This is a genomic window from Bradyrhizobium diversitatis (genome assembly GCF_016031635.1).
In the GTDB taxonomy this organism is placed as follows: domain Bacteria; phylum Pseudomonadota; class Alphaproteobacteria; order Rhizobiales; family Xanthobacteraceae; genus Bradyrhizobium; species Bradyrhizobium diversitatis.
Genome location: NZ_JACEGD010000002.1, coordinates 38,098 through 59,906 on the forward strand (window position 1 = coordinate 38,098; position 21,809 = coordinate 59,906).

Genomic DNA, 21,809 nt, shown 5'->3' on the forward strand with positions numbered 1-21,809 from the left:
CCGTCCAGCATGCCGTTCTAAGGCATGCGTCCCTGCAGACAGATCAGATTTACGTAAAGCCGCCTACCGACTTATGCGCGAGGCAATTCGGAGTTGATTCGCAATGTACCAGTGCTGCGATGGAGGACAAACGCGTCGCATCAGCGAACACGATGAGGATGAACCGCCGTTCGTTTGATGAGATCAGTTGCTTCGACGCCTAGCGCCTCCGCGATTCGGCCGAGCACGGTTACGCTTGCCGACACATCAGCGCGTTCGATGGCGCCGACGTAACGGACACTCAGCCCGGCGCCATCGGCCAACTCCTCCTGCGTCATCTTTTTCACATGGCGCAGTCGACGCAAATTGATCGCCATGACCTCCTTGAGATCCATGGCGACAGGGGAACTCAGATCGGAACGATCGTTCCAGGAACGATCGTTCCGATTCGTACGGCGGTGTGCTATTCAAAGTTCTGGTATGGGCCCGGTTTGCCGCTGTCGGGGAGCACCGTGATGCGGTCTGCGCATCACGACACAAATCGAGCGTGACGATTTCGCAGCTTGCAAAGTTTAGGGATTAGAAGAATTCTAATCTCTACATGATGCTGAGGGGCGATTGCAATGAACGAAGCGCCATTCCAGGACCGACCGCCAGTAACGGATCGTGTGAACGCCTACGACGAGAAGCATCTTGCAGTCTATGTCCGGTTGTTAATGGCCGAAGAAGAGGGGGCCGACTGGCGCGAGGTGGTTCACGTGATCTTCGGTCTCGACCCTGCGCAAGAGCCGGATCGTGCCAAAACCGTTCATGACAGCCATCTCGCCCGCGCGCGATGGATGGTGGAAGCCGGATATCAGCAGTTACTGCAACCGCGGATGCAGTGAGTTGCGCCCCAATCACGCAAATTGCGATCGCGCGTGATGCAACCTCCGGGTCTAGTCTCTTGTAGCGTCTTTAGGGATCGTGGTGTGGGGCCCAGAACAAAAAGACGAGAAACAGACCATGCCGACCCAGTACTGGCGCTCGCCGGAGACCATCGAACGCCTGAATCGCCTTGAGCGCCCGGGTTTTGCCCTCGAATTCCTCCGCCGCAATGCCGACTACCGCCGCGATTTCGCTCGCACGGAGCGCGAGATTGCGCGCGACGGCGCTGATTCCGAAACCATCCGAAGTAGTTTCGCACGTCGATGGAGGTTGCGGTTTCGCCCATGACCCCGCCTCTCCGGTTGGACCGGAACCAGCCATTTGGCTGCCCGAGGCATCGCCGGGAACATTGATCCTGGAGCCCGCGCCGCCGGACTTCAAGATCGTTCATTCGATCGATCGCATTGCTTTCGGACAGCCACTCATCGAACGGGCGGATGCTGACGGTCGCGAGTTGGTGATCGCGGACGGCTCGGGTGAGCTGTATATCCGTTTGCGCGACGAGCAGGCCGCGCGGCGCCCTGCCGTGCTTGTGCCGCTCGACAGCATGGGCGCGCTGCGGGCGGACGTAGCGCTACTTTTGGCGCGTCGCCTTGCAGGCCAGCGCACCGGTCTTCTGCCGGCGGCTCTGCGGCTAACGTCGTTTCAGAAACGGCGATTGATTCAGCTCCTTCACGCCTTCGACGTCCACGACCTGGGCGGTGGACCGCGGGACGTGGCCGCGAAGGTGCTCGCCTCCGACCACGCTCAGCGCCGCTCGGTCGAGTGGAAGGACTCGCACGCCCGTCGTAAGGCGAACCGGCTCATTCATGATTCGGTCGCCCTGGTCGAGCGCGGCTATCTAAAACTCCTGCGCGGCCTCTGACCGGCACTTCGATCTCTCCAATCCATCAAGTCCTGATGAGTTAACCCGCGCCTTGCTCCCAACGCTTGGCTTCGCTTGGTTGCGACCGTGGGGGGACACAATCTAACGCGAATTTTCGTCCACCCCCAACGCCAAAACTCTCCGCCACTCTGGCCCTGACAAGCCGCGACTTGGCTGCGGCGCTTCAAGGCAAGACGGAGATCTCCCATGCTCGACCGGACCTCGCAGCTCACCACGCGCTACGTGCGCACCCCTGAGGCCGCGCGCCTCCTTGGCCTCTCGCCGCGTACGCTTGAGAAGTATCGCTGCCATGGCAACGGTCCGACCTTTCGCAAGCTCGGTGGCCGGGTTGTCTACGCGATCGGTGATCTCGAAGCCTGGGCTGATCAGGCTGCCTGCAGCTCGACGTCGGACCCGCGCTACGTCGAGGCCCGCGCCGCCGGCAACGCGCATCGCTAAAGGCAACGCTCGCCCATGTCGTCGCGCCGCCTCATCACGCCGAGCGAGCGAAGCAAGCTCGATCCGTTCGTCATCGCCACTGGCGATGCCAGCCCGCGCGATCAGCGCGACCTCATGGAGCGGCCATTCTTCTCGCTCGCCAAGGCCAAACGCACGCGGCCGATCCTTTACCGGGCCGGCGACGTGTCTGTCGAAGTCTATGCAGTCCCAGAGCACGGCATGGCGACCATTTGGGATGCGGACGTGCTGATTTGGGCGGCCAGCCAGATCGTCGAGGCTGAGAATCTTGGTCTGAAGACCTCACGCTTCCTGCGCTTCACACCGTATCAGCTCCTGATCGCGATCGGCCGGCAGACCGGCGCGCGGGACTACAAGCTGTTGAAGGGCGCGCTGGGCCGTCTGCAGGCAACCGTCATCCGAACCAGCATCCGGCAGGGCGAGCATTGGCGGCGCCACCAATTCTCCTGGATCAACGAATGGGAGGAGTGCGCGCGGTGCGATGGCCGCGTGGAGGGCATGGAATTTGTCCTTCCCGACTGGTTCTATCGCGGCGTTATCGATCGCTCGCTCGTTCTCACGATTGACCCGGCCTACTTCAGCCTGACTGGCGGTATCGAGCGTTGGCTCTACCGCGTCGCGCGCAAGCATGCGGGCCGCCAGCCGAGAGGGTGGCTGTTTGAGATCGCACATCTCCACGAGAAATCCGGCAGCCTCGCCAAGCCCGCTGACTTCGCCTTTGACCTCCGCCGTATTGCGGCCCGTCAACCGCTGCCAGGTTACCGCCTGAGTATCGAACGCAGGGAACGCCGCGAACTCCTGCGAATCCTACCCGGCAAGTCATTCACAGCATCTGTGGATGGCGCTGTGAATCATCTCGGGACTTCGGGTGTTCGCACTATCGGGACTTCGGGCGTGCCCGTATCGGGATTTCGGGAGTGCAAACCACAGCTAACGCTTTGGCCGGAAACAACGATCTCTCGCCCTAACTTTGAGTCTAACTTAGAATCTAACTTCTGTAGTGGGGCTGTGCGTCCTGCGGATGTCGGTGCGCGAGGTTTCGCGAACTGGTGCAAGGTTTCGCGAAACGGCTCCAGGATTCGCGAACTGGATTCACGAACCAGGAGCCGGATCATGAGTAGATCCCGCTCTCTGGCGCGGGCCGTGCATCGGTCCCCACAATCGACGGCGGCGCCCACGCTTGGCGCGGCCATGCTTAGACAGCAGCTTCGAGGCAACGTCGAGATTGAGCTGGATGCCGAACGCTACATTGGCCCTCTCGGCAACCGCCTGCCGGTTCTGGCGAAGACGATCGCCAGCGATCCACTGACCCATGGCTTCAGCCTGAGCACTGGTCAGCGCCGGCTTGCGGGTCGGGCGGTCGAGCGCCGCCTCAAGGCCGCCGGCCGCACCGCGATGAAGCCAGCGGTACACACTCTTCGTATCGACGCCGACGAGTGTCGCCACGATTTCAACCGAAGCACCATCCTTGAGCTCAGCCAGCGCTCTGAGCCGCTGGCGCCGATGCTTGTAGCGCTCCCGCATGGATTGTTCGCGCAGATCAGCGGCGATCAGACTGTCGAGCCAGGGCTTCCATGCGCGCCGGCCTTCCGGCGACTTGGCGCCGACCATTGCGAGGATGCTCCGCAGGTGATCCTTCATCGCGTCATCGAAGCCTGTGAAGGGAGTGAGCAAACCTTCGAGGCGTGGCGCGCAAAGCGTCGCAATGGCTCTCGGCAGGCGCACCTCAAGATCGCTCAGCAGCCAGGCAAGGAGCAGCAATCCGCCGTAATTCGTCGTCCACGACACGCCTTCCCACTCGCGCCGTGTCATTCCAAAGTCCCGCCCGATGCTCGCGAACAGGCGATCGCGCCGTCTCGGTACAAGGTAGTCGCGCTGTTTCTTCGTGCGCCTCATCCAGACCATTGCGAGGAGCACGTCGGCGAGCGCCACCGTCGTGGGCCAGTTCAGCGCACCGATGCCGGGGAGGATCGTCGTTCCGTTTCGCTTGCCGGCGACGAGCGTCGCTTGCAGATCGAGGACGGCGGAATGCGCCGGGAGGCTCTCTACATTCGTGAGCGGGGCCGCGCAGCGTCCGCAGTGCAGATCAATCGGCTCCGAACCGTTCAAGCCGCGCAACCGCAGCGCCTTCCCACAGGACTGGCACCTTCCGCTGAGCGCTACTCCGTGACGGGGGCACGCGGCCGTCCAGCCAAGCGTCCAGATCAACGGGATATACGGACGCGGCGCTTGGGCGAGACAGAGCGCGCAGACGTCAATGCGACCGGGCAGGGTCTTGCCAACCTTGCAGACAGTCCAGCGCCTCGCCGCGAACCGATCTGCTTCCTCGTCGTCGGACGTGAGGGCCCAATCGCCCAGCGTCATCTCGACGAGACGCCCCCGATCGAGGCCGGTCCGGCTTTCGATCCGCTTCAACACGAGGGGGGCGGGGCGACGCCACCACTCAGGGTCCTGCCCGATGTCGATGCCGAACGCATCGCGGCAGAGCACGCGCGGCGTCATGCTGAGCACTGTCGAAAGCCCTTCCGCCCAGGAGACCAGCGCCTCGCCCTCGACCGGAACGACATGCCCCGGCAAGCCAATGCGGCCGCCCGACGGGGCCGGCGCCGGCGACACCTCGAACAGATCAGACCGCAACACGACGACGCTCGGAGGGACGGATGAAGCCAGTATCCTCTATCACGCGCGCGGAGATCGCCTCCGCGCCTGTATCCACCGCTCGAACGGCGGCCCGGATGATGATCGCGATCATCTCGCCCAGCACGCCTTCGGATGCGGAGAGGATGCGCGCGGCAAGTGCGGTATCGGCAAGATGCGACGGCTTGCGCAAGGGCAGCACGGCTTCCAGCGTGCTCAGCAGACGGCGGTACTCCTCGTCATCGCTCCATAGCGGCAGCGGGTACGGCTGGAAGCGGTTGACGAGCTGGTCATCGCTCCGGATCGCACGCAGCGCCTCGGCCGTGCCGACGCCAACCAGCGGAATCTGCAACTCGTTACCGAGCCAGCGCAGCAGATTGAGCAGCCGGCGTTGTTGCATGGCCGAGCCCGACAACACGTTGTGCAGTTCGTCGATCACCAGCATCCGCGTTCCCGCCGCGCGCATGACACGGACCGCCGTGTCCTGTTTCGCAGCGATCCGGTCGCGCGGGCTGAACGGCATCCCGAGCGCGTCGAGGATCGCCCCGAAGAACCGGCCTTCGTCCGGCCCGGACGGCATCTGCACCTTCACGACCGGAAGGAGCGCCATACCATCATCATTCCCCTCGGCGGCCGTGCCCGGATGCGCGCGCCGGAACATCTCGACGATCATGGTTTTGCCGTTGTTCGTCGGACCGACCAGCAACAGGTTCGGCATCCGCGTCCGCCTGGGAAAGCTCAGCAGGTCCTCCAGCGCCGCCAGGACGGCTTCCGCCCGTGCGTAGCCGATCCACCGATCTGTGCGGATGCGCCGTATTCGCGACTGTGCATCTTCGTCGGCGAACCGCCGCGTCGACGGGTGCAGATGCAGATGCTCGTCGCTCATTCCCATTCCTCAACCGGAAACATCCGCTCGTGCGGCTGCAGCTCTTGACTGGCCTGCCGGAAGGTATCGGAATCGTCGGGTTCGACCGGCAACAGATCAGAACGCTCCTCGGCGGGCTCGATGCGTCTGCGCCGTTCACGCTGCCGGCGTGCCGTCTTGCTGGCGAGAACGGCGTCGTCGGCAATCACTCGCATCGTTTCGATGGTGCGGAAGATCGCGGTCTCGTCGACCAGCGACCGGCCATCCTCGCGCAGCCGCCTGGTTGCCAGGCGATGCTCCCACAGGCTGATCGGCGGGCGCCGCAGATCGCGGTAGCTCAAGTCATAATAGGAACCGTCCGGGCCGAGCAGATAGATGCGGCTGAGGTCGCGCGGATCATAACGGATGATCATCTGCTCGGGATCCCCGATCCAAGTGCTCAGTACATCTGCCCAATAAGCGATCGAATGCAGCGCCACGCCGTCGCGCCGAACCATGCGGCGCGCAATCGGCAGGAAGTCGATCAGGAAGCGGCGGGGATCGGCTACCGCCGTCGGCTCGCCACGGCCAAGCGTTGCACCGTCGCCGGAAGTGCCGCGCTTCCAGGCGCCCAGTGGCGTCGTGCCGATGCCGCGGTGCAGCTCGCAGTGATAGACGCCCGCAATCGCATGGCCGAGCCAGCGCTCAACTTCGTCGAGCGTCATTGCAGCCGTCTTGTCGGGATTCTGATCACCCTTGGCCTGGACGTTGGAGAAGGTGGTTCCCGGCAGCAGATGCACCTTCCCCATCATGGTGCCGATCAGCCGCTCGATATGCCCCCCATAGTGCGGCGTTCGCACCGGCCGGTAGTCAATGGCGATCCCGTATTGATCGCAGCCGCGCTTGAGCGCCTCGGATCGGAACTCCTTGGCGTTGTCCAAATGCAGCCGTTCGGGAATGCCGCGCACCGGCCAGACTGCATCGATGCCGCGTTCGGCCAACCAGCTCTCCTTGGCGAGAGCCGCGTGGCTGAGGCAGAGCGCGACCGACGTCGCAGACGGCGGCTCCAACGACAGATGGAAGCCGGCGACACAGCGCGTGCAGACATCAATCGCCAGCGTCAGCCACGGGCGCTGAATCGGTCTCCGGGTCACGCTGTCGACCACGATCACATCAACCGGCGTATGATCGATCTGGATCAGCGACAGCGGCCAGTGTGCCTCAAGCGACCCCACTACGGGGAGGTAGCGATCGCGAGCCGCCTTGCGGCCCTGCCGCTTTGCGACGACTTCGCGCGCGGGACGCGTTTGCAGCCGTGCTGTAATTGTTTTGCGGCTCGGTGCGACCAAACCGGCCGCCCTGCAGCGGCGCCGAACCTCATCGACAAGGTGGGCGATCCGCGGCTGCTGACGCGTCAGGTAGACGTTGTCGATTACTTCGTTGATCAGTGTGTCCACCTCCTGATCAAGCATGGATATGCCTCGCGCCGGGCCGCGGCGACGCGGCAGCAGGCTGGTGAGCCGCGCATCGGCGAGGTAACGCCGCAGCAGCGCATAGACATGAGTTGGTCCACAGCCGAGCTCGGCCGCGGCCGCCATCACGTCGGTGCGTTTGCGCGCCGAATTCTCCGCCAGCTGGCGGATGACGGGCAAGTAGCGGCGAGCCTCGTCCCACGCGGCTCCATCGACGATCGATATCTCAAGTGTGCTCATGGCGCGGTCACCCGCGTATCGGTTGTAATCGGCATTGTAAGATCAACGACAAGCCCGCCGCGCGCAATCAACCGCCAGACAACGGCAAGACCCATCTCACGCGAGGCCGGCAGCACATCAACCAACTGGCCGAAACTGGTCGTGTGGGCGCAGGCGTATGCAACTGCTTCTTCGGCAAGCACCACGTCAACTGGCACGCTTCTCAGCGGCAGCAGCCGCTTTGCAGCTTCGAGCCGCGGACCTCGGATGCCGCGCTCGGTAGCGATCCTGAACCGTGCACCGTTGTTGCTCGCCCAATTCCGCGCGGCCGCAAAGGCTGGTCGAAAGCGGCTCCAGCCAGCCCGCAGGTCAGTGCGATATTTGATCTCGACAATATCGGTACGGCCGTCGCTCCAGTCGACGCGGAAGTCTGGCGTGTATCGGCGCTGCCGACCTTCATCGTTGAAGCGGATCGTCACCGGCTGCGCCGTCACAACGGCAGCTGCGTCCGTGAAGCTTGTGAGCGTCACAAAGTCCCGCTCAAGCGCACTCTCATGCTCCGCGATCCCGGTCGCGAGCGACTGGAATCCGGTCACATGCGACCGACGGCTCAGTGGAATGCGCCGCAAATCGCCCTCCATTTGGAAAACGACTCAGTACGCAATCCTCGCACATTTTGGGATCAGTTCACAAACATGGAACCAACTCTATGCACCAAGTCCTTGTTCGGACTCATGTCCGTTCGCCCACCGATTCACGAAACCTCGCGCACCGACAGCGGATAACGCGGGCGCGAGCGTCGAGCCGCCAAAAAAGCATCCAAGAAGACGATCCTTGCCGCTTCTCGACCGCAAGCCGGGAGGCAAGCAATGATTGTCGCGGTGCTCAACCAGAAGGGCGGTGTCGGCAAGACGACGCTTGCCCTGCACCTCGCCGGTGAATGGGCGTTACGCGGAAAGCGCGTAACCCTGATTGACGCAGACCCCCAAGGCTCTGCATTGGATTGGTCGCAGCAGCGGGCGCGGGAGAACGTTGCGCGGCTATTCGGCGTCGTTGGCCTTGCGCGCGACACGCTCCACCGCGAAGCGCCGGAGATCGCACGCGCCGCCGATCATGTCGTCATTGACGGGCCGCCGCGCGTCGCTGGATTGATGCGTTCGGCGCTGCTGGCGGCCGACTTGGTGCTGATCCCCGTGCAGCCGTCGCCGTTCGACGGCTGGGCGTCGGCCGAGATGCTCGATCTGCTGCGCGAGGCCCGCATCTACCGTCCGCAGCTCGCCGCTCGCTTCGTGCTCAACCGTTGCGGTGCGCGCACGATCATCGCGCGCGAGACCGCGGAAACGCTCGCCGACCACGACCCGCCGGTGCTCGCCAGCACCATCGGCCAACGCGTCGTCTTCGCTGACGCTGCGCAGTCGGGTCGGCTCGTCTTCGAGTTCGCCGAGCAGAACGCCGCCGCCCGCGAGATCGCCGCGCTGGCCGCTGAAGTTGCGAGGTTCGCGCCATGAGCGAGCGCCCCACCAAGCGCGGCTTCGCCTCGCGTCCCGGCGATGCCGAGAGCTGGATCAAGGCCAGCGACGCACAGCCGCGCCACATGGATGACACAGCCGCATTCCCCGCGCGTCTGACCATCGACATCACGCCGGCGCTGCGCGGCCGCATCAAGGTCGCTGCGTTCCATCGCGGCGTGACCGTGGCCGACATGCTGCGTGAATTGCTGGCGCGAGAGTTCCCCACTGACACACCGGAGAGCCGTCATGAACGACAATGAGGCCGTGCCGTCGCGTGCCGTGCCGCCCTCGCATCGGCGGAGCGTTGCGCTCACTCATGTCGAATTGACCTGGATCGAGAAGCGGATCGAGCACTGGCTGCGCTTCGGCCGCCGTTCGGAAGAAAAGATCCTCGACCGCCGCCGCAGCGTTTCAAATTTTGCTCCCGGCAGCATCTTCGGCTTTGTCCGCTGGGCCTCGAACGACTACGGCACCGTGGTCTCGCGCATGGACATCGTGCGCGCCGTCGAGGCGGGCCAGCGCTACCAGACGCTGCCATTCGTCCGACCGGGCGGTGAGATCCTGCTGCGGGTCGATAGCTGGCCAAAGGTCGAGCGCGTGTTGCAGGCGATCGACGCCATCGAGGCGCTCGCCATCGATCCGGCCGATGCTGCGCCCGAATACTGGCGGCATCTCCACAACCGGCTCGCCGCCGACCATGTGCCGCGCGCCTACACACGCGAGCAGCACGTCGCCTGGCTCAAGCGCCGGAGCGTCACGCCATGACCCGATTTGGCTACATCATGTTGACCTACGTTGCGGTGCTTGTCGCCGGCGGCTTGGCGTTCGTTCATCCCACGCCGCGGCTGATCTGGAACGCCACCGCGAGCACGCCGACAGGGCTCTACGCGCTGCATCCGGCAGGACGGCTGCATGCCCTCGAACTGGTCCTGGTGCAGCTGCCAGAGCCCGTCGCGAACGTCCTCGCCGATGGAGGCTTTCTTCCCAAGGGCGTGCCGTTGCTGAAGCATGTGATGGCGTTGCCCGGGCAGACCGTGTGCCGGTCCGGCAACACCGTCACCGTCGATACCGTCGATGCCGGCGTCGCCCGCGATCGCGACCATCTCGGTCGTCCGCTGCCACGTTGGAGCGGTTGCTCCACGCTCCAGCCGGGCGAGATCTTCCTCATGAACCCGACCGTCCCGGATAGCCTGGATGGCCGCTACTTCGGCTTACTGCCCGTCACCTCCATCGTAGGGCGTGCGGTCCCGCTTTGGACCGACGAGGCCGCCGACGGTCGCTTCGTCTGGCGCGCCGCAACCCATTAGCCCGCTTCTCAACCCGCCAACCAGGAGATTACCCATGGCGCAAATCGGCCAGTTCACCTGCGATAAGTCCGGCTTCACCGGGCGCTTAGAGACGCTTTTCTTCGAACGGATTCTCACCATCGTCCCGGCCGAATCCTCGGATGCCGAGAACGCGCCGGACTATCGCATCCGCCTCGGCGGTGCCGACGGTCCAGAGATCGGCGCTGGTTGGAAGCGGATGGGCGAGAAGGCCGGCGAGTACGTTTCGCTCATCATCGACGACCCGGCGCTGCCGCGGCCGATCCGCGCCAATCTCTTCCAGTCAGGCGACGACAAATCGGCCTGGACGCTGAACTGGAATCGTCTCCCGCAGCGCGCCGAGCGGGATTGATTGCATGCAGGGTCCCGACACGCGTGCCGCCGACAAGGCGCATCAAAACTCCATCCCTTTGGTCGCGGCAAAGCCGTTTCATCCCTCCGTTCCGCGCAATTGTCGGCCGGCCGCCGCGCACAGTGGTAGCCAGGCCAGCAGTCCGCGCGCACCGTTGGTAAGCGGCACGACGCCTCGGCGTGATGGCAGAGCCACGGCGGGCGTTGCCGTTCTCCTCCTTACCGGCCTGCTGGTGATTGAAGGGCCAATGCCAGCCGTGTCAGCAGAGAACGCGACGACGCGAAGTCAACCGGCGAACGATCGCTATGCCACCCCTGTGGCTGAGGCCGCGCAGCGCTTTGGCATTCCGGCAGCATGGATTCGCGCCGTCATGCGGATCGAGAGCAACGGCTATCGGCGTGCCGTCTCACCCAAAGGTGCGCTCGGCCTGATGCAGCTCATGCCCAAGACCTGGGCGGACATGCGTGCGCGCTACGGTCTCGGACGCGATCCCTTCGGTCCCCGTGACAACATCCTCGCGGGTGCCGCCTTCCTTCGCGAACTGCACGATCGCTACGGCTCGCCGGGCTTTCTCGCGGCCTACAATGCAGGTCCCGGTCGCTACGAAGATTTTCGCGATAGACATCGTCCACTACCCGCAGAGACCGTCGCCTATGTCAGGGCTATCGTCCCTTTTGTCGATGCGGAGAGGGCACCAGGATCTCTTCTCCTCGCGGTCTCTTCTCGCTCATCCTGGACGCGGGCGCCGCTCTTTTTCGGCCGCGTTGACGAGCCGTCGTCTACCGCGCGAGTGACAGTCGATCGACCGGCGCCCGACAGGTCGGCAGCCGTTCCCGTGCACGATCTTTCTGCGATTGCGCCGCAGTCGGAAGGCCTCTTCGTCGCGCTCTCGACCACGGGACGATCGCAATGACTGCACGGCATCAACGCCCAGATCGACACACATCTGCAGGCACTCATGTCGCGGAAATATGGAGATCCATCGCGCGATGGCGGCTTCCCACCGCCATCGACTGCAAATTCGTGCTCACGCGTGTGTTCGCGCATTCCGGCGAAGGCGAGAGAGCAGGCGAGGGAGACGAGCAGGTAACGACCGAACGAGGGCGAGATAAAAGGCCGCAATGTGCGGCTCGGTCGGGCGGTTGTTGTTGCTTTGTTTTTTTGCTGATCCGGCAATGTGTGGCTTCGGCGCGCAATGTGCGCGCCACTATCAACTCATTGCGCGGATTCCGCATTTCGCACACTGCCGGGGCTGGCCATGGCTGAAGACAGCGACTTTCAGCCTCGGCCTGGCCGCATCCGCTCCTCGCGTGCCCAGCGGGCAAAGCCCTTCATCGCCCAGGCGCTTGCGGCTGCTCAGCGCGCCGGCGGCGGCATTTCGCGAGCGGGCCATCTCGCCAGCCATCGTCATTCGCGCTTCGGCCGCGGCCGGGTCGCCAGCGTGCGGGCAAACCGTCTGCTCACCGGCCGCTCGCGGCTGGTGACGATCAAGACACGTGTTGTCCGGCATAATGCGAGATCTGCGCCACTGGCTGCGCATCTAAGCTATCTCCGGCGCGAGGGCGTCACGCGGGACGGGGAGAAGGCCCGGCTGTTCGGCCCGGACACCGAGGATGCCCATCCCAAGGCCTTCGCCGAGCGCTGTCAGGATGACAGGCATCATTTCCGCTTCATCGTCTCGCCCGAAGACGCTTCGGAGATGGTTGACCTCAAGGGCTTCGCCCGCGAGCTGGTCGGCCAGATGGAGGTGGACCTCGGCACCAGACTCGATTGGGTCGCCGTCGATCACTGGAACACCCAGCACCCGCACGTCCATATTATCGTGCGCGGCGTTGCCGAGGACGGCCCGGACCTCGTCATCTCGCGCGACTACATCAAGGAGGGGATGCGCGCCCGCGCCCAGGACCTCGTCACCCAGGAGCTCGGGCTGCGCTCCGATTTTGATATCCGCCGCTCGCTCGAGCGCCAGGTCGAAGCCGAACGCTGGACACAGCTCGACCGCCAGCTTGTTCGGGATGCAGACCGGCATGGTGTCGTCGACCTCGCACCCCATCCGGCCGAGCCGCCCGATCAGTTCCATGCGTTGAAGGTCGGGCGGCTGCGGCGCTTGGAAAGCCTCGGCCTCTCTCACCAACTTGGGCCGGGTCAATGGGTGATGGACGAGAGTGCCGAGACGACGTTGCGCGAGCTCAGCGAACGCGGCGACATCATCAAGCGCATCCACCGCAGCTTGAGCGAACGCGGCATCGAGCGCGGAACGGCGAGCTACGTGCTGGCGGGCGAAAGCCTCGATGTCCCCGTCATCGGACGCCTCGTCGATCGCGGTCTCGACGACGAACTTAAGGGGACCGCCTATGCGGTAGTCGACGGCGTCGACGGTCGCACCCACCACATCAGGCTCCCTGATCTCAACGCCGCCGGCGACAGCGCGCCAGGCTCGATCGTCGAGCTGCGCAAATACGATGACGCGAGAGGGCTGCGCCGGGTAGCGCTCGCTGTCCGCTCCGATCTCACGATCGAGGCCCAGGTGACGGCGAGTGGCGCGACATGGCTCGACCGGCAGGCGGTCGCACGCGATCCGGTGGCGCTTGGCCAGGCCGGCTTCGGCGCCGAGGTTCGCGACGCCATGCAGAGGCGAGCCGAACAGCTCATCGAGCAGGGCCTCGCCGAACGTCAGGCGCGCGGCCTTGTTTTTTCTCACAACCTGATCGGCACGCTGCGCCGCCGGGAGCTGGAGGATCTCGGCAAGCAGCTCGCGGCCGAGACCGGTCAGCCGTTCAACCCGTCGCTTGGCGGCGAATATATCGCCGGCACCTATCGCCAGCGCTTCGCGGTCGCTTCCGGCCGCTTCGCCATGATCGACGATGGTCTCGGCTTCCAGCTCGTGCCCTGGACGCCCTCGCTGGAAAAACAGCTCGGCCGGCATGTCTCCGGCGTCGCCCGTGCGGATGGCGGCATCGATTGGAATTTTGGGCGCAACCGGGGGCTCGGGCTATGAGGGATCCCAATCACCGACGTCAGGAGAGGGCGGCCGCCATGTCCGCGACCAAGATTTTATGGGGGCAGGTAGTCACGGTCTTGGCGATCGTCGTGTTGACGATCTGGGCCGCGACGGAGTGGACAGCCTGGCGGCTGGGTTTTCAGCCGCAACTCGGGCAGCCCTGGTTCGAGCTGCTCCATTTTCCCTTCTATCTCCCACCGGACTTCTTCTGGTGGTGGTACGCTTACGATGCCTATGCGCCCTCAGTCTTCGCCGAGGGCGCCTACATCGCGGCATCCGGCGGCATCGTCGCGGCAGCCGTTGCGATCGGCATGTCGGTCTGGCGCGCCCGCGAGGCAGAAAATGCCGAGACCTATGGCTCCGCGCGATGGGCGGAGGCAAAGGAGATCAAGCAGGCAGGCCTGCTCGGGCCGGACGGGGTGGTGCTCGGCCGGTTCGAGCGCGCTTACCTTCGCCATGATGGGCCGGAACATGTCCTGTGTTTCGCTCCCACGAGATCCGGCAAGGGCGTCGGGCTGGTCATCCCTTCGCTCCTGACCTGGCCGGGCTCGGCGATCGTTCACGACATCAAGGGCGAGAACTGGCAGCTAACCGCTGGCTTCCGCAGCCAGCACGGTCGCGTCCTTCTGTTCGATCCGACCAATGCAAAGTCGTCGGCCTATAACCCATTGCTCGAGGTCCGCCGCGGCGAGTGGGAGGTACGCGACGTCCAGAACATCGCCGACATCCTGGTCGACCCGGAGGGTAGCCTCGAGAAGCGGAACCACTGGGAGAAGACCAGTCACGCGCTCCTGGTCGGCGCCATGCTCCACGTCCTCTACGCGGAGAAAGACAAGACGCTCGCCGGCGTCGCAGCCTTCCTGTCCGATCCCAAGCGGCCGATCGAGTCGACGCTTGCCGCGATGATGCGGACCGCGCATCTCGGCGAGGCCGGTATCCATCCCGTTGTCGCGTCCGCGGCGCGCGAACTGCTGAACAAATCCGGCAACGAACGCTCCGGCGTCTTGAGCACTGCCATGTCGTTCCTGGGCCTCTACCGAGACCCCGTCGTGGCGGAGGTGACACGGCGCTGCGACTGGCGGATCACCGACATCGTTGGCGAAGACCGCCCGACCACGCTCTACCTCGTGGTGCCTCCATCGGACATCAACCGCACCAAGCCGCTGATCCGTCTGATCCTTAATCAGATCGGCCGCCGCTTGACCGAGGATCTGCAGGCGAAGGCCGGCCGGCGCCGCCTTCTCCTGATGCTTGACGAATTCCCGGCGCTCGGCCGGCTCGACTTCTTCGAGTCAGCGTTGGCCTTTATGGCGGGTTACGGTATCAAGAGCTTCCTGATCGCTCAGTCGCTGAACCAGATCGAGAAGGCCTACGGGCCAAACAACTCGATCCTCGACAATTGTCACATCCGGGTCAGTTTCGCGACCAACGATGAGCGAACCGCGAAGCGGGTCAGTGACGCACTTGGTATGGCGACCGAGATGAAGGCGATGAAGAACTATGCCGGCAGCCGGTTGGCACCTTGGCTCGGCCACCTCATGGTGTCACGGTCGGAGACCGCTCGTCCGGACTTCACGGCCTCTGCCACCGCGCCCAACGGCGTTGCGGGCGCCGACCGACGACCCGACGGATGACGAAGACCCCAAGACCACGGACCGGCGGCGGCATCCGGAATTGGATCGCGATACCACGGAAAAGAAGGAACCGCTCGACAACGAGTTCGCGGCCGACCTCGCCGACGAGTTCGATGAAGATGCCCCGCGGATAAGGCGCATGAACGACATGATGCAGGGCGTCGCGCGCCAGGCCTCGCTCGATCCCGGCGACGATCTCGGATTGTGAGGCAGGCATGACCGCGCCGAAGAAAAAGGCCCAGATGTCGGTCTATCTCGATCCAGACGTCATGAAGGCGCTGTCGGCCTATGCCGCCCGGCGCGAGCAATCGCTGTCGCTCATCGCCGAAGCCGCGATTGCGTGCTTTCTGTCGCCGGATGGTGACGAGCGGCGGGAGGCCGCAATTACCAAGCGCCTCGACCAAATCGATCGCCGGGTCGCGCGCCTTGAGCGGGATGTCGGGATTTCGGTCGAGACCATTGCACTCTTCATCCGCTTCTGGCTCACGACGACACCGCCACTCCCCGAACCGGCCGCCAAGGCCGCGCGGGCACAGGCCAGAGCGCGCTATGATAGCTTTGTCGCTGCACTGGGCCGTCGACTCAATCAGGGGCCGAAATTGCGGCAGGAGATCCCGGACGATATTCAGGAGCGCGAGCCGACGTGAGGATAGCCGCTTAATGTGCCGATGATCGCTAGCCGCGTGGACGAAAGTCCCACCGCGGTGGGGGTTCAATGCTGTGCATCGCGAGCAGTTCCTGTGCGAGAACCGACGCTGCATAACTGATCTCCTCAACACACGCGGATGCCTCTGTCTCAACATCGGTCGGCGAGAAGGCAAGGACAGGAACGCCGGAGGCGACCATTGTTCGGGCTCGAACTCGGGTGTGAAGGTCGTCAGGTAGCGTGCGGTTCGGAGCATGGCACTCAACCGCCAGCCAACGAAAGTCACCCTTCATGCAAATCTTCAGCACGAAGGCCGGTGTGAAATCCCGGACCTTCTGTTTTACGCCCCACAACGTGCCCCAATCCGGGCTACCTTGTGCTCCCCAAGCACATTGATAGCCGATTTCGTTGTACCCATCGGATCCTTCCAATGCGAGATATGCAGCAAGCCTTGCAAGGAGAGGATCATCTGCCTGCTCGGTTGCGAGGAAGAGGTCGTCACCGAATCGCTCAAGAAACCGGCGCGCGACCCGAATATTCGCAATGACAGTGTCTGTATCGTCGTGGCCCGCGGCAATTGCCTCCGCAACCGCCTCGATAAACGATCTCTTCGCCCCGATCCGCGACCGCATAGAAGTCAAGCGGCGGGATCGGAATTCCATGCTCCGACCATTGGCGAGCTGTCGCGAGCACGACCTTGCGGAGCAAGCCAGGATGCCAACCGCGAAGCGGATTGGGGTCTGAATGGTTATCGCTCATGTCACTTACGAGGTTCGAGATTCATGACTTAAACTTATACTCCTGAGTCTGGCCGACCCAAATCTCTATCGGGAGCAGTCTGTCGGCACCACCGTCCTCCAGCAATTCAGGGAGAGAATCGACTGCATGCGTGGGCCGTTGAAATCGCCCCTGGCCGACACCGGTACTTAAAAATCGGGTGCCAGAGTTCGATCGGTAGATCTTCTCTACAGCAAGTATTTTTTCGCTGCTCTACGCCGTCTCCCTACCACGGTCGAATACTTGTTGAACTAAGCCGTTTCCTGCTTTTTCTATCCATCCCCGTTGCTGATCGCTTGCCGCGGTTGGCTTTCGGGGGACGATCGTGGCGGGCACTCTACTCCATTCGGAAGCGTTCTCGCGTGGCGCGCGCATGCTGCGCACCGCGCTCGGCCCCGCGATCGCGACCTTCCTCGAAGACCCAGCGATCGTCGAGGTGATGCTCAACCCCGACGGACGGCTCTGGATCGACCGGCTGTCCGGCGGGCTGGAGGATAGCGGCCGGACGATGTCGGCCGCCGACGGCGAGCGGATCGTGCGCCTCGTCGCACACCATGTCGGCGCGGAGGTGCATGCCGAGAGGCCGCGCGTCTCGGCGGAGCTTCCAGAGACGGGGGAGAGGTTCGAGGGGCTTCTGCCGCCCGTCGTTGTGGCGCCGGCCTTTGCGATCCGCAAGCCCGCCGTCGCTGTCTTCACGTTGGACGACTATGCGGCTGCCGGCATCATGACGGCGGGCCAGGCGGGCGTGCTTCGCGAAGCTGTCGCCGCCCGCAAGAACATCCTGGTCGCCGGCGGCACCTCAACGGGCAAGACCACGCTGACCAACGCACTGCTGGCCGAGATCGCTGGCACCACCGATCGCGTGGTCCTGATCGAGGATACCCGTGAGCTGCAATGCCGCGCCCCGAATCTGGTCGCGCTGCGTACCAAGGACGGCGTGGCGTCGCTATCCGATCTGGTTCGCTCCTCCCTGCGCCTGCGCCCCGACCGGATTCCGGTCGGCGAGGTCCGGGGCAGCGAAGCCTTGGAACTCCTCAAAGCCTGGGGCACGGGTCATCCCGGTGGGATTGGAACGATTCACGCCGGTACCGCGCTGGGCGCACTTCGCCGCCTCGAGCAGCTCATCCAGGAAGCCGTTCTCACCGTTCCCAAGGCGCTGATCGCCGAGACCATCGATCTCGTCGCGGTACTGCGCGGCCGCGGCAGCGAACGCCGCCTCTCTGAACTTGCTCTCGTCGCCGGCCTCGATCCCGCCACCGGCGATTACCGCGTCCAGTCCGCCGAGGCGGGCGGCCAATCCTCGTTTGCCAAGGACCCATCATGATCCAGTTCCCTCTCGCGATCCGTCACGTTCGCCGCCGCTTCACCGACTTCGCGGCGATTGCCTTTATCTCCATCGCTCTCGCGCCCGCAGCCTACGCTTCCGGCTCCTCGATGCCGTGGGAGACTCCGCTCAATCAGATCCTGGAGTCGGTGCAAGGTCCGGTCGCGAAGATCATGTCAGTCATCATCATCACCGTGACCGGCCTGACGCTCGCGTTCGGCGATACCTCGGGCGGCTTCCGCCGGCTGATCCAGATCGTCTTCGGCCTGTCGATCGCCTTTGCCGCCTCGAGCTTTTTCCTGACCTTCTTCAGCTTCTCCGGCGGAGCCTTGGTCTGATGGCCGGAATCGTCGATACAGAAGTCCCGGGCTTCTTCGCGTCGGTCCACCGCGCGCTCACCGATCCGATCCTGATGGGCGGTGCGCCCCGCACGGTCGCCATCGCCAATGGCACGCTGGCGGCCGCTATCGCGCTCGGTCTCCACCTCTGGATTCCTGGAGCTCTGATTTGGGCTGTGGGCCACGCTGCGGCAGTCTGGGCGGCCAAGCGCGACCCGCAGTTCGTGGACGTCGTGCGGCGTCACCTCCGCTATCCATCCTATCTCGGCGAGTGATTTCCATGCTGAACCTCGCCGAATACCGCAACCGGCCCCACAGCCTCGCCGACTTCCTGCCTTGGGCCGCGTTGGCCGAGAAGGGCGTCGTCCTCAACAAGGACGGCGCGTTCCAGCGCACGGCGCGCTTCCGCGGCCCAGATCTCGACAGCGCAACGCCTGCCGAGCTCGTCGGCGTGACGGCCCGCCTCAACAACGCGCTCCGCCGTCTCGGTTCAGGCTGGGCGATCTTCGTCGAAGCCCAGCGCATCGCGGCCCAGACCTATCCGCACGATACCTTTCCTGATGCCGCATCAGCACTGGTCGATCTGGAGAGACGGGACGCTTTCGAGGAGGCAGGTGCGCATTTCGAGAGCCGCTATTTCCTGACCTTCGTCTGGCTCCCGCCGGCGGAGGACGCCTCGCGCATCGAGAGCTGGCTCTATGAGGGCCGCGCGCAGAGCGGCGTCGATCCACACGAACTGCTGCGTGGCTTCGTCGATCGGACCAGCCGTGTCCTGCAGCTGGTCGAAGGATTCATGCCGGAGGTGGCATGGCTCGACGATGGCGAGACGCTGACCTACCTGCATTCGACCATCTCGACCCGGCAACAGCGCGTACGCGTTCCCGAGACGCCGATGCATCTCGACGCGCTGCTCGCGGACGAGCCGCTCGCCGGCGGCCTCGAGCCGCGGCTCGGCCGCCATCACCTTCGCACGCTCACCGTGATCGGCTTTCCGACCGCGACCCATCCCGGAATCCTCGACGAGCTGAACCGGCTCGCCTTTCCTTACCGCTGGTCGACGCGCGCGATCCTCCTCGACAAGACCGAGGCGGTGAAGCTGCTGACCAAGATCCGCCGACAGTGGTTCGCCAAGCGAAAGTCGATCGCCGCCATTGTCAAGGAGGTCATGACCAACGAGGCCTCGACACTGGTCGATAGCGATGCGGCCAACAAGGCCACTGACGCCGATCTTGCCTTACAGGAACTGGGCACCGACGACGTCGGCCAGGCCTATATCACCGCGACCGTCACCGTCTGGGACGAGGACGCAGGTATCGCCGCTGAGAAGCTTCGCCTCATCGAGAAGGTGATCCAGGGGCGCGACTTCAACTGCATGCCGGAAGGGGTGAACGCGCTCGAAGCCTGGCTTGGCTCTCTGCCGGGGCACGCCTATGCCAACGTCCGCCAGCCGCCGCTCTCGACATTGAACTTGGCCCACATGATTCCGCTGTCGGCGGTCTGGGCCGGGCCGGACCGCGACGAGCATTTTCGCAGCGCCCCGCTCTTTTTTGGCAAGACCGAGGGCTCGACGCCGTTCCGCTTCTCGCTGCATGTCGGCGACGTCGGCCACACCTTGATCGTCGGTCCGACCGGCGCCGGCAAGTCAGTGCTGCTGGCGCTGATGGCAATTCAGTTCCGGCGCTACCGGAAGAGCCAGATCTTTGCCTTCGATTTCGGCAGTTCGATCCGCACAGCTGCGCTTGCCGTGGGCGGCGACTGGCACGACCTCGGCGGAAGTCTGTCAAACAATGCAGAGGACTCCGTCTCGCTTCAACCGCTTGCACGCATCGGCGATGCGGCGGAGCGCGCTTGGGCGGCTGAATGGGTGACCGCGATCCTTGCCAAGGAAGGCGTCACCATCGATCCGACCGCAAAGGAGCATGTCTGGTCGGCGTTGACCTCGCTGGCGTCCTCGCCGGTGCAGGAACGCACGATCACCGGCCTCACGGTTCTGTTGCAATCGACCGCGCTCAAGCAGGCGCTGCAACCTTATTGTGTCGGCGGCGCCTCCGGCCGTCTGCTCGATGCGGAGGCCGAGCAACTCGGCTTTGCCTCGGTGCAGGCATTCGAGACTGAAGGACTGATTGGCTCTGGTGCTGCGCCCGCCGTCCTCACCTACCTCTTCCATCGCATCGAAGGCCGGCTCGACGGTCGGCCAGCCCTTCTCATCATCGACGAGGGGTGGCTCGTCCTCGACGATCCAGCGTTCGCGCAACAGCTCAGGGAGTGGTTGAAGACGCTACGAAAGAAGAACGCGTCGGTCGTTTTCGCAACCCAATCGCTCTCCGACATCGACGGCAGCAACGTCGCGCCTGCGATCGTCGAGAGCTGCCCGACGCGCATTTTCCTGCCGAACGAACGCGCGATCGAACCGCAGATCACCGCCATCTACCAGCGGTTCGGCTTAAACGATCGCCAAATCGAGATCATCGCGCGAGCGACGCCGAAGCGGGACTATTACTGCCAGTCCCGGCGCGGCAACCGGCTCTTTGAGCTCGGCCTCGGGCCGATCGCGCTCGCTTTCTGCGCCGCGTCCTCCAAGGCCGACCATGCCGCAATCGAACGGCTGCTCGCCGAGCACGGCCGCCACGACTTCACGGCCGCCTGGCTCGCGGATCACGAGCTCCTCTGGGCCGCCGATCTCATCCCCGACCTGACAAACCTGGAGGTGCCATCATGACTGGACTTAAGATGCGGCGCGCAGGCTTGATTGCCGCGACCGCTCTCTCGCTCGCATTGTCGATCTCGCCGCCTTTGATTACGCCGGCTTGCGCGCAGTGGATTGTCTACGACCCCACCAACTTCAGCCAGAACGTGCTGACGGCGGCGCGCGAGCTGCAGCAGATCAACAATCAGATCCAGATGCTGACCAATCAGGCCCAGAGCCTGGTGAACCAGGGCAAGAACCTCGCCAACCTGCCGATGTCGACGCTGACCCAGCTCCAGGCACAGGTCGCTCGGACCCAGTCGCTGCTGAGCCAGGCCCAGAACATCGCCTTCAACGTCGAACGCATCCAGACGGCGTACTCTAGCGTCTACGGCACGGCGGCGGCCACGGGCTCCAATGCGACGATGTTTGCCGCGGCTCAAAGTCGTTGGCAGAACTCGGTCGGCGCCTTCGAGGACTCGCTGAAGGTGCAGGCCGGCGTCGTCGGCAATATCTCGACCAACTCCAGTGCAATGAGCTCGCTGGTCACCGCTAGCCAGTCGGCAAGCGGCGCTCTGCAGGCCGCGCAAGCCGGCAACCAGCTCCTGGCCCTCCACTCCCAGCAGCTATCCGATCTTGTCGCAGTTCTCGCCGCGAAGGGGAGGGCGGACGCGCTCGAGCAGGCGCGCGTGACGGCGGCCGAGTCGCAGGGCCAGCAGCAATACAAGATCTTCTCGACACGCAGCGGCTATCAGCCCGGCAACGTCACCATGTTCAGCGGCAACTGAGGCTTGG

Annotated in this window: 23 protein-coding genes and 2 pseudogenes; 19 read left to right on the plus strand and 6 right to left on the minus strand. The window is 64.3% G+C overall.

What is annotated here, in order from left to right; genetic code table 11:
• Positions 1–140: 140 nt before the first annotated feature.
• Positions 141–374, minus strand: a complete 234-nt coding sequence (locus tag H1B27_RS01640) for a helix-turn-helix domain-containing protein (RefSeq protein ID WP_197964748.1) — start codon at positions 372–374, stop codon at positions 141–143.
• Between the two features lie 228 nt (positions 375–602).
• Here H1B27_RS01640 and H1B27_RS01645 point away from each other — a divergent pair, with 228 nt between their 5' ends.
• The 5 genes and pseudogenes from H1B27_RS01645 to H1B27_RS01660 form a co-directional block, all read left to right on the plus strand.
• On the plus strand, positions 603–866 hold the full coding sequence (locus tag H1B27_RS01645; RefSeq protein WP_197964749.1) for a DNA -binding domain-containing protein: 264 nt from the start codon (positions 603–605) through the stop codon (positions 864–866).
• A gap of 118 nt (positions 867–984) precedes the next feature.
• Positions 985–1,194 (plus strand): transcriptional regulator domain-containing protein, encoded by a 210-nt coding sequence (locus tag H1B27_RS39935; RefSeq protein WP_246515103.1) that lies wholly within the window; start codon positions 985–987, stop codon positions 1,192–1,194.
• Positions 1,118–1,771 carry a DUF2285 domain-containing protein gene (locus tag H1B27_RS01650; RefSeq protein ID WP_246515105.1) on the plus strand — a complete coding sequence of 218 codons (654 nt, stop codon included), beginning with the start codon at positions 1,118–1,120 and terminating at the stop codon, positions 1,769–1,771. The genes H1B27_RS39935 and H1B27_RS01650 overlap by 77 nt, the downstream gene beginning before the upstream one ends.
• Positions 1,772–1,978: 207 nt before the next feature.
• On the plus strand, positions 1,979–2,230 hold the full coding sequence (locus tag H1B27_RS01655) for a helix-turn-helix transcriptional regulator (RefSeq protein ID WP_197964751.1): 252 nt from the start codon (positions 1,979–1,981) through the stop codon (positions 2,228–2,230).
• A 15-nt stretch (positions 2,231–2,245) separates the two neighbouring features.
• A pseudogene (locus H1B27_RS01660) lies at positions 2,246–3,271 on the plus strand (replication initiator protein A); the annotation flags it as partial.
• A 69-nt stretch (positions 3,272–3,340) separates the two neighbouring features.
• On the opposite strand, the gene H1B27_RS01665 reads toward H1B27_RS01660, so the two are convergent.
• The 4 genes from H1B27_RS01665 to H1B27_RS01680 are packed head-to-tail and all read right to left on the minus strand — an operon-like array spanning position 3,341 to position 8,061.
• Positions 3,341–4,888 carry a TniQ family protein gene (locus H1B27_RS01665; protein ID WP_197964752.1) on the minus strand — a complete coding sequence of 516 codons (1,548 nt, stop codon included), beginning with the start codon at positions 4,886–4,888 and terminating at the stop codon, positions 3,341–3,343.
• The gene (locus H1B27_RS01670) at positions 4,875–5,771 is read right to left on the minus strand and encodes a TniB family NTP-binding protein (protein WP_246515107.1); all 897 of its coding nucleotides are present in this window, start codon (positions 5,769–5,771) and stop codon (positions 4,875–4,877) included. The genes H1B27_RS01665 and H1B27_RS01670 overlap by 14 nt, the downstream gene beginning before the upstream one ends.
• The gene (locus H1B27_RS01675; RefSeq protein ID WP_197964754.1) at positions 5,768–7,441 is read right to left on the minus strand and encodes a TnsB C-terminal domain-containing protein; all 1,674 of its coding nucleotides are present in this window, start codon (positions 7,439–7,441) and stop codon (positions 5,768–5,770) included. The genes H1B27_RS01670 and H1B27_RS01675 overlap by 4 nt, the downstream gene beginning before the upstream one ends.
• Positions 7,438–8,061: a TnsA endonuclease N-terminal domain-containing protein gene (locus tag H1B27_RS01680; RefSeq protein WP_197964755.1), complete on the minus strand. Its 624-nt coding sequence runs from the start codon at positions 8,059–8,061 to the stop codon at positions 7,438–7,440. Before H1B27_RS01680 ends, H1B27_RS01675 begins: the two co-directional genes overlap by 4 nt.
• A 228-nt stretch (positions 8,062–8,289) precedes the next feature.
• On the opposite strand from H1B27_RS01680, the gene parA reads away from it, so the two are divergent.
• The 9 genes and pseudogenes from parA to H1B27_RS01725 all read left to right on the plus strand — a co-directional run bounded on the left by parA (position 8,290) and on the right by H1B27_RS01725 (position 15,890).
• A complete protein-coding gene (gene parA, locus H1B27_RS01685) occupies positions 8,290–8,928 on the plus strand; it encodes a ParA family partition ATPase (RefSeq protein ID WP_197964756.1) in 639 nt (212 codons plus the stop codon).
• On the plus strand, positions 8,925–9,191 hold the full coding sequence (locus tag H1B27_RS01690; protein WP_197964757.1) for a ribbon-helix-helix protein: 267 nt from the start codon (positions 8,925–8,927) through the stop codon (positions 9,189–9,191). The genes parA and H1B27_RS01690 overlap by 4 nt, the downstream gene beginning before the upstream one ends.
• Positions 9,178–9,696 carry a DUF2840 domain-containing protein gene (locus tag H1B27_RS01695; RefSeq protein WP_197964758.1) on the plus strand — a complete coding sequence of 173 codons (519 nt, stop codon included), beginning with the start codon at positions 9,178–9,180 and terminating at the stop codon, positions 9,694–9,696. Before H1B27_RS01690 ends, H1B27_RS01695 begins: the two co-directional genes overlap by 14 nt.
• The gene (locus H1B27_RS01700; protein WP_197964759.1) at positions 9,693–10,238 is read left to right on the plus strand and encodes a S26 family signal peptidase; all 546 of its coding nucleotides are present in this window, start codon (positions 9,693–9,695) and stop codon (positions 10,236–10,238) included. Before H1B27_RS01695 ends, H1B27_RS01700 begins: the two co-directional genes overlap by 4 nt.
• Positions 10,239–10,272: 34 nt before the next feature.
• Positions 10,273–10,608: a DUF736 domain-containing protein gene (locus tag H1B27_RS01705; RefSeq protein WP_197964760.1), complete on the plus strand. Its 336-nt coding sequence runs from the start codon at positions 10,273–10,275 to the stop codon at positions 10,606–10,608.
• A gap of 4 nt (positions 10,609–10,612) precedes the next feature.
• Complete coding sequence (locus H1B27_RS01710; RefSeq protein WP_246515109.1) at positions 10,613–11,521, plus strand: lytic transglycosylase domain-containing protein; 909 nt, start codon at positions 10,613–10,615, stop codon at positions 11,519–11,521.
• A 345-nt stretch (positions 11,522–11,866) separates the two neighbouring features.
• Positions 11,867–13,606: a relaxase/mobilization nuclease domain-containing protein gene (locus H1B27_RS01715; RefSeq protein ID WP_197964761.1), complete on the plus strand. Its 1,740-nt coding sequence runs from the start codon at positions 11,867–11,869 to the stop codon at positions 13,604–13,606.
• 38 nt (positions 13,607–13,644) lie between these two features.
• Positions 13,645–15,451: pseudogene (locus H1B27_RS01720) on the plus strand (conjugal transfer protein TraG).
• 7 nt (positions 15,452–15,458) lie between these two features.
• Positions 15,459–15,890 (plus strand): CopG family transcriptional regulator, encoded by a 432-nt coding sequence (locus tag H1B27_RS01725; RefSeq protein ID WP_197964762.1) that lies wholly within the window; start codon positions 15,459–15,461, stop codon positions 15,888–15,890.
• Positions 15,891–15,918: 28 nt separating this feature from the next.
• Here the strand turns inward: H1B27_RS01725 and H1B27_RS01730 are convergent, their stop codons facing one another.
• Positions 15,919–16,551 carry a hypothetical protein gene (locus tag H1B27_RS01730; protein WP_197964763.1) on the minus strand — a complete coding sequence of 211 codons (633 nt, stop codon included), beginning with the start codon at positions 16,549–16,551 and terminating at the stop codon, positions 15,919–15,921.
• A gap of 440 nt (positions 16,552–16,991) precedes the next feature.
• On the opposite strand from H1B27_RS01730, the gene trbB reads away from it, so the two are divergent.
• Genes trbB through trbJ form a run of 5 tightly spaced genes read left to right on the plus strand, consistent with a single transcriptional unit; the run spans position 16,992 to position 21,802 of the window.
• Entirely contained in the window at positions 16,992–17,990 is a 999-nt protein-coding gene (trbB, locus tag H1B27_RS01735) for a P-type conjugative transfer ATPase TrbB (RefSeq protein ID WP_197964764.1), read from the plus strand.
• Positions 17,987–18,328 (plus strand): TrbC/VirB2 family type IV secretion system protein, encoded by a 342-nt coding sequence (locus tag H1B27_RS01740; RefSeq protein WP_197964765.1) that lies wholly within the window; start codon positions 17,987–17,989, stop codon positions 18,326–18,328. Before trbB ends, H1B27_RS01740 begins: the two co-directional genes overlap by 4 nt.
• A complete protein-coding gene (locus H1B27_RS01745; RefSeq protein WP_197964766.1) occupies positions 18,328–18,603 on the plus strand; it encodes a VirB3 family type IV secretion system protein in 276 nt (91 codons plus the stop codon). The genes H1B27_RS01740 and H1B27_RS01745 overlap by 1 nt, the downstream gene beginning before the upstream one ends.
• Before the next feature lie 5 nt (positions 18,604–18,608).
• Positions 18,609–21,047: a conjugal transfer protein TrbE gene (gene trbE, locus H1B27_RS01750; protein ID WP_197964767.1), complete on the plus strand. Its 2,439-nt coding sequence runs from the start codon at positions 18,609–18,611 to the stop codon at positions 21,045–21,047.
• Positions 21,044–21,802: a P-type conjugative transfer protein TrbJ gene (gene trbJ, locus H1B27_RS01755; RefSeq protein ID WP_197964768.1), complete on the plus strand. Its 759-nt coding sequence runs from the start codon at positions 21,044–21,046 to the stop codon at positions 21,800–21,802. The genes trbE and trbJ overlap by 4 nt, the downstream gene beginning before the upstream one ends.
• Positions 21,803–21,809: the final 7 nt, after the last annotated feature.

Coding starts and splice junctions, on each gene's coding strand:
- H1B27_RS01640 (WP_197964748.1), bottom strand. CDS start 374: ATGGATCTCAAGGAGGTCATGGCGATCAATTTGCGTCGACTGCGCCAT.
- trbJ (WP_197964768.1), top strand. CDS start 21,044: ATGACTGGACTTAAGATGCGGCGCGCAGGCTTGATTGCCGCGACCGCT.
- H1B27_RS01655 (WP_197964751.1), top strand. CDS start 1,979: ATGCTCGACCGGACCTCGCAGCTCACCACGCGCTACGTGCGCACCCCT.
- parA (WP_197964756.1), top strand. CDS start 8,290: ATGATTGTCGCGGTGCTCAACCAGAAGGGCGGTGTCGGCAAGACGACG.
- H1B27_RS01725 (WP_197964762.1), top strand. CDS start 15,459: ATGACCGCGCCGAAGAAAAAGGCCCAGATGTCGGTCTATCTCGATCCA.
- H1B27_RS01680 (WP_197964755.1), bottom strand. CDS start 8,061: ATGGAGGGCGATTTGCGGCGCATTCCACTGAGCCGTCGGTCGCATGTG.
- H1B27_RS01710 (WP_246515109.1), top strand. CDS start 10,613: ATGCAGGGTCCCGACACGCGTGCCGCCGACAAGGCGCATCAAAACTCC.
- H1B27_RS01695 (WP_197964758.1), top strand. CDS start 9,178: ATGAACGACAATGAGGCCGTGCCGTCGCGTGCCGTGCCGCCCTCGCAT.
- H1B27_RS01715 (WP_197964761.1), top strand. CDS start 11,867: ATGGCTGAAGACAGCGACTTTCAGCCTCGGCCTGGCCGCATCCGCTCC.
- trbE (WP_197964767.1), top strand. CDS start 18,609: ATGCTGAACCTCGCCGAATACCGCAACCGGCCCCACAGCCTCGCCGAC.
- H1B27_RS01740 (WP_197964765.1), top strand. CDS start 17,987: ATGATCCAGTTCCCTCTCGCGATCCGTCACGTTCGCCGCCGCTTCACC.
- H1B27_RS01730 (WP_197964763.1), bottom strand. CDS start 16,551: ATGGAATTCCGATCCCGCCGCTTGACTTCTATGCGGTCGCGGATCGGG.
- H1B27_RS01690 (WP_197964757.1), top strand. CDS start 8,925: ATGAGCGAGCGCCCCACCAAGCGCGGCTTCGCCTCGCGTCCCGGCGAT.
- H1B27_RS01705 (WP_197964760.1), top strand. CDS start 10,273: ATGGCGCAAATCGGCCAGTTCACCTGCGATAAGTCCGGCTTCACCGGG.
- H1B27_RS01700 (WP_197964759.1), top strand. CDS start 9,693: ATGACCCGATTTGGCTACATCATGTTGACCTACGTTGCGGTGCTTGTC.
- H1B27_RS01670 (WP_246515107.1), bottom strand. CDS start 5,771: ATGAGCGACGAGCATCTGCATCTGCACCCGTCGACGCGGCGGTTCGCC.
- H1B27_RS01645 (WP_197964749.1), top strand. CDS start 603: ATGAACGAAGCGCCATTCCAGGACCGACCGCCAGTAACGGATCGTGTG.
- H1B27_RS39935 (WP_246515103.1), top strand. CDS start 985: ATGCCGACCCAGTACTGGCGCTCGCCGGAGACCATCGAACGCCTGAAT.
- H1B27_RS01745 (WP_197964766.1), top strand. CDS start 18,328: ATGGCCGGAATCGTCGATACAGAAGTCCCGGGCTTCTTCGCGTCGGTC.
- H1B27_RS01675 (WP_197964754.1), bottom strand. CDS start 7,441: ATGAGCACACTTGAGATATCGATCGTCGATGGAGCCGCGTGGGACGAG.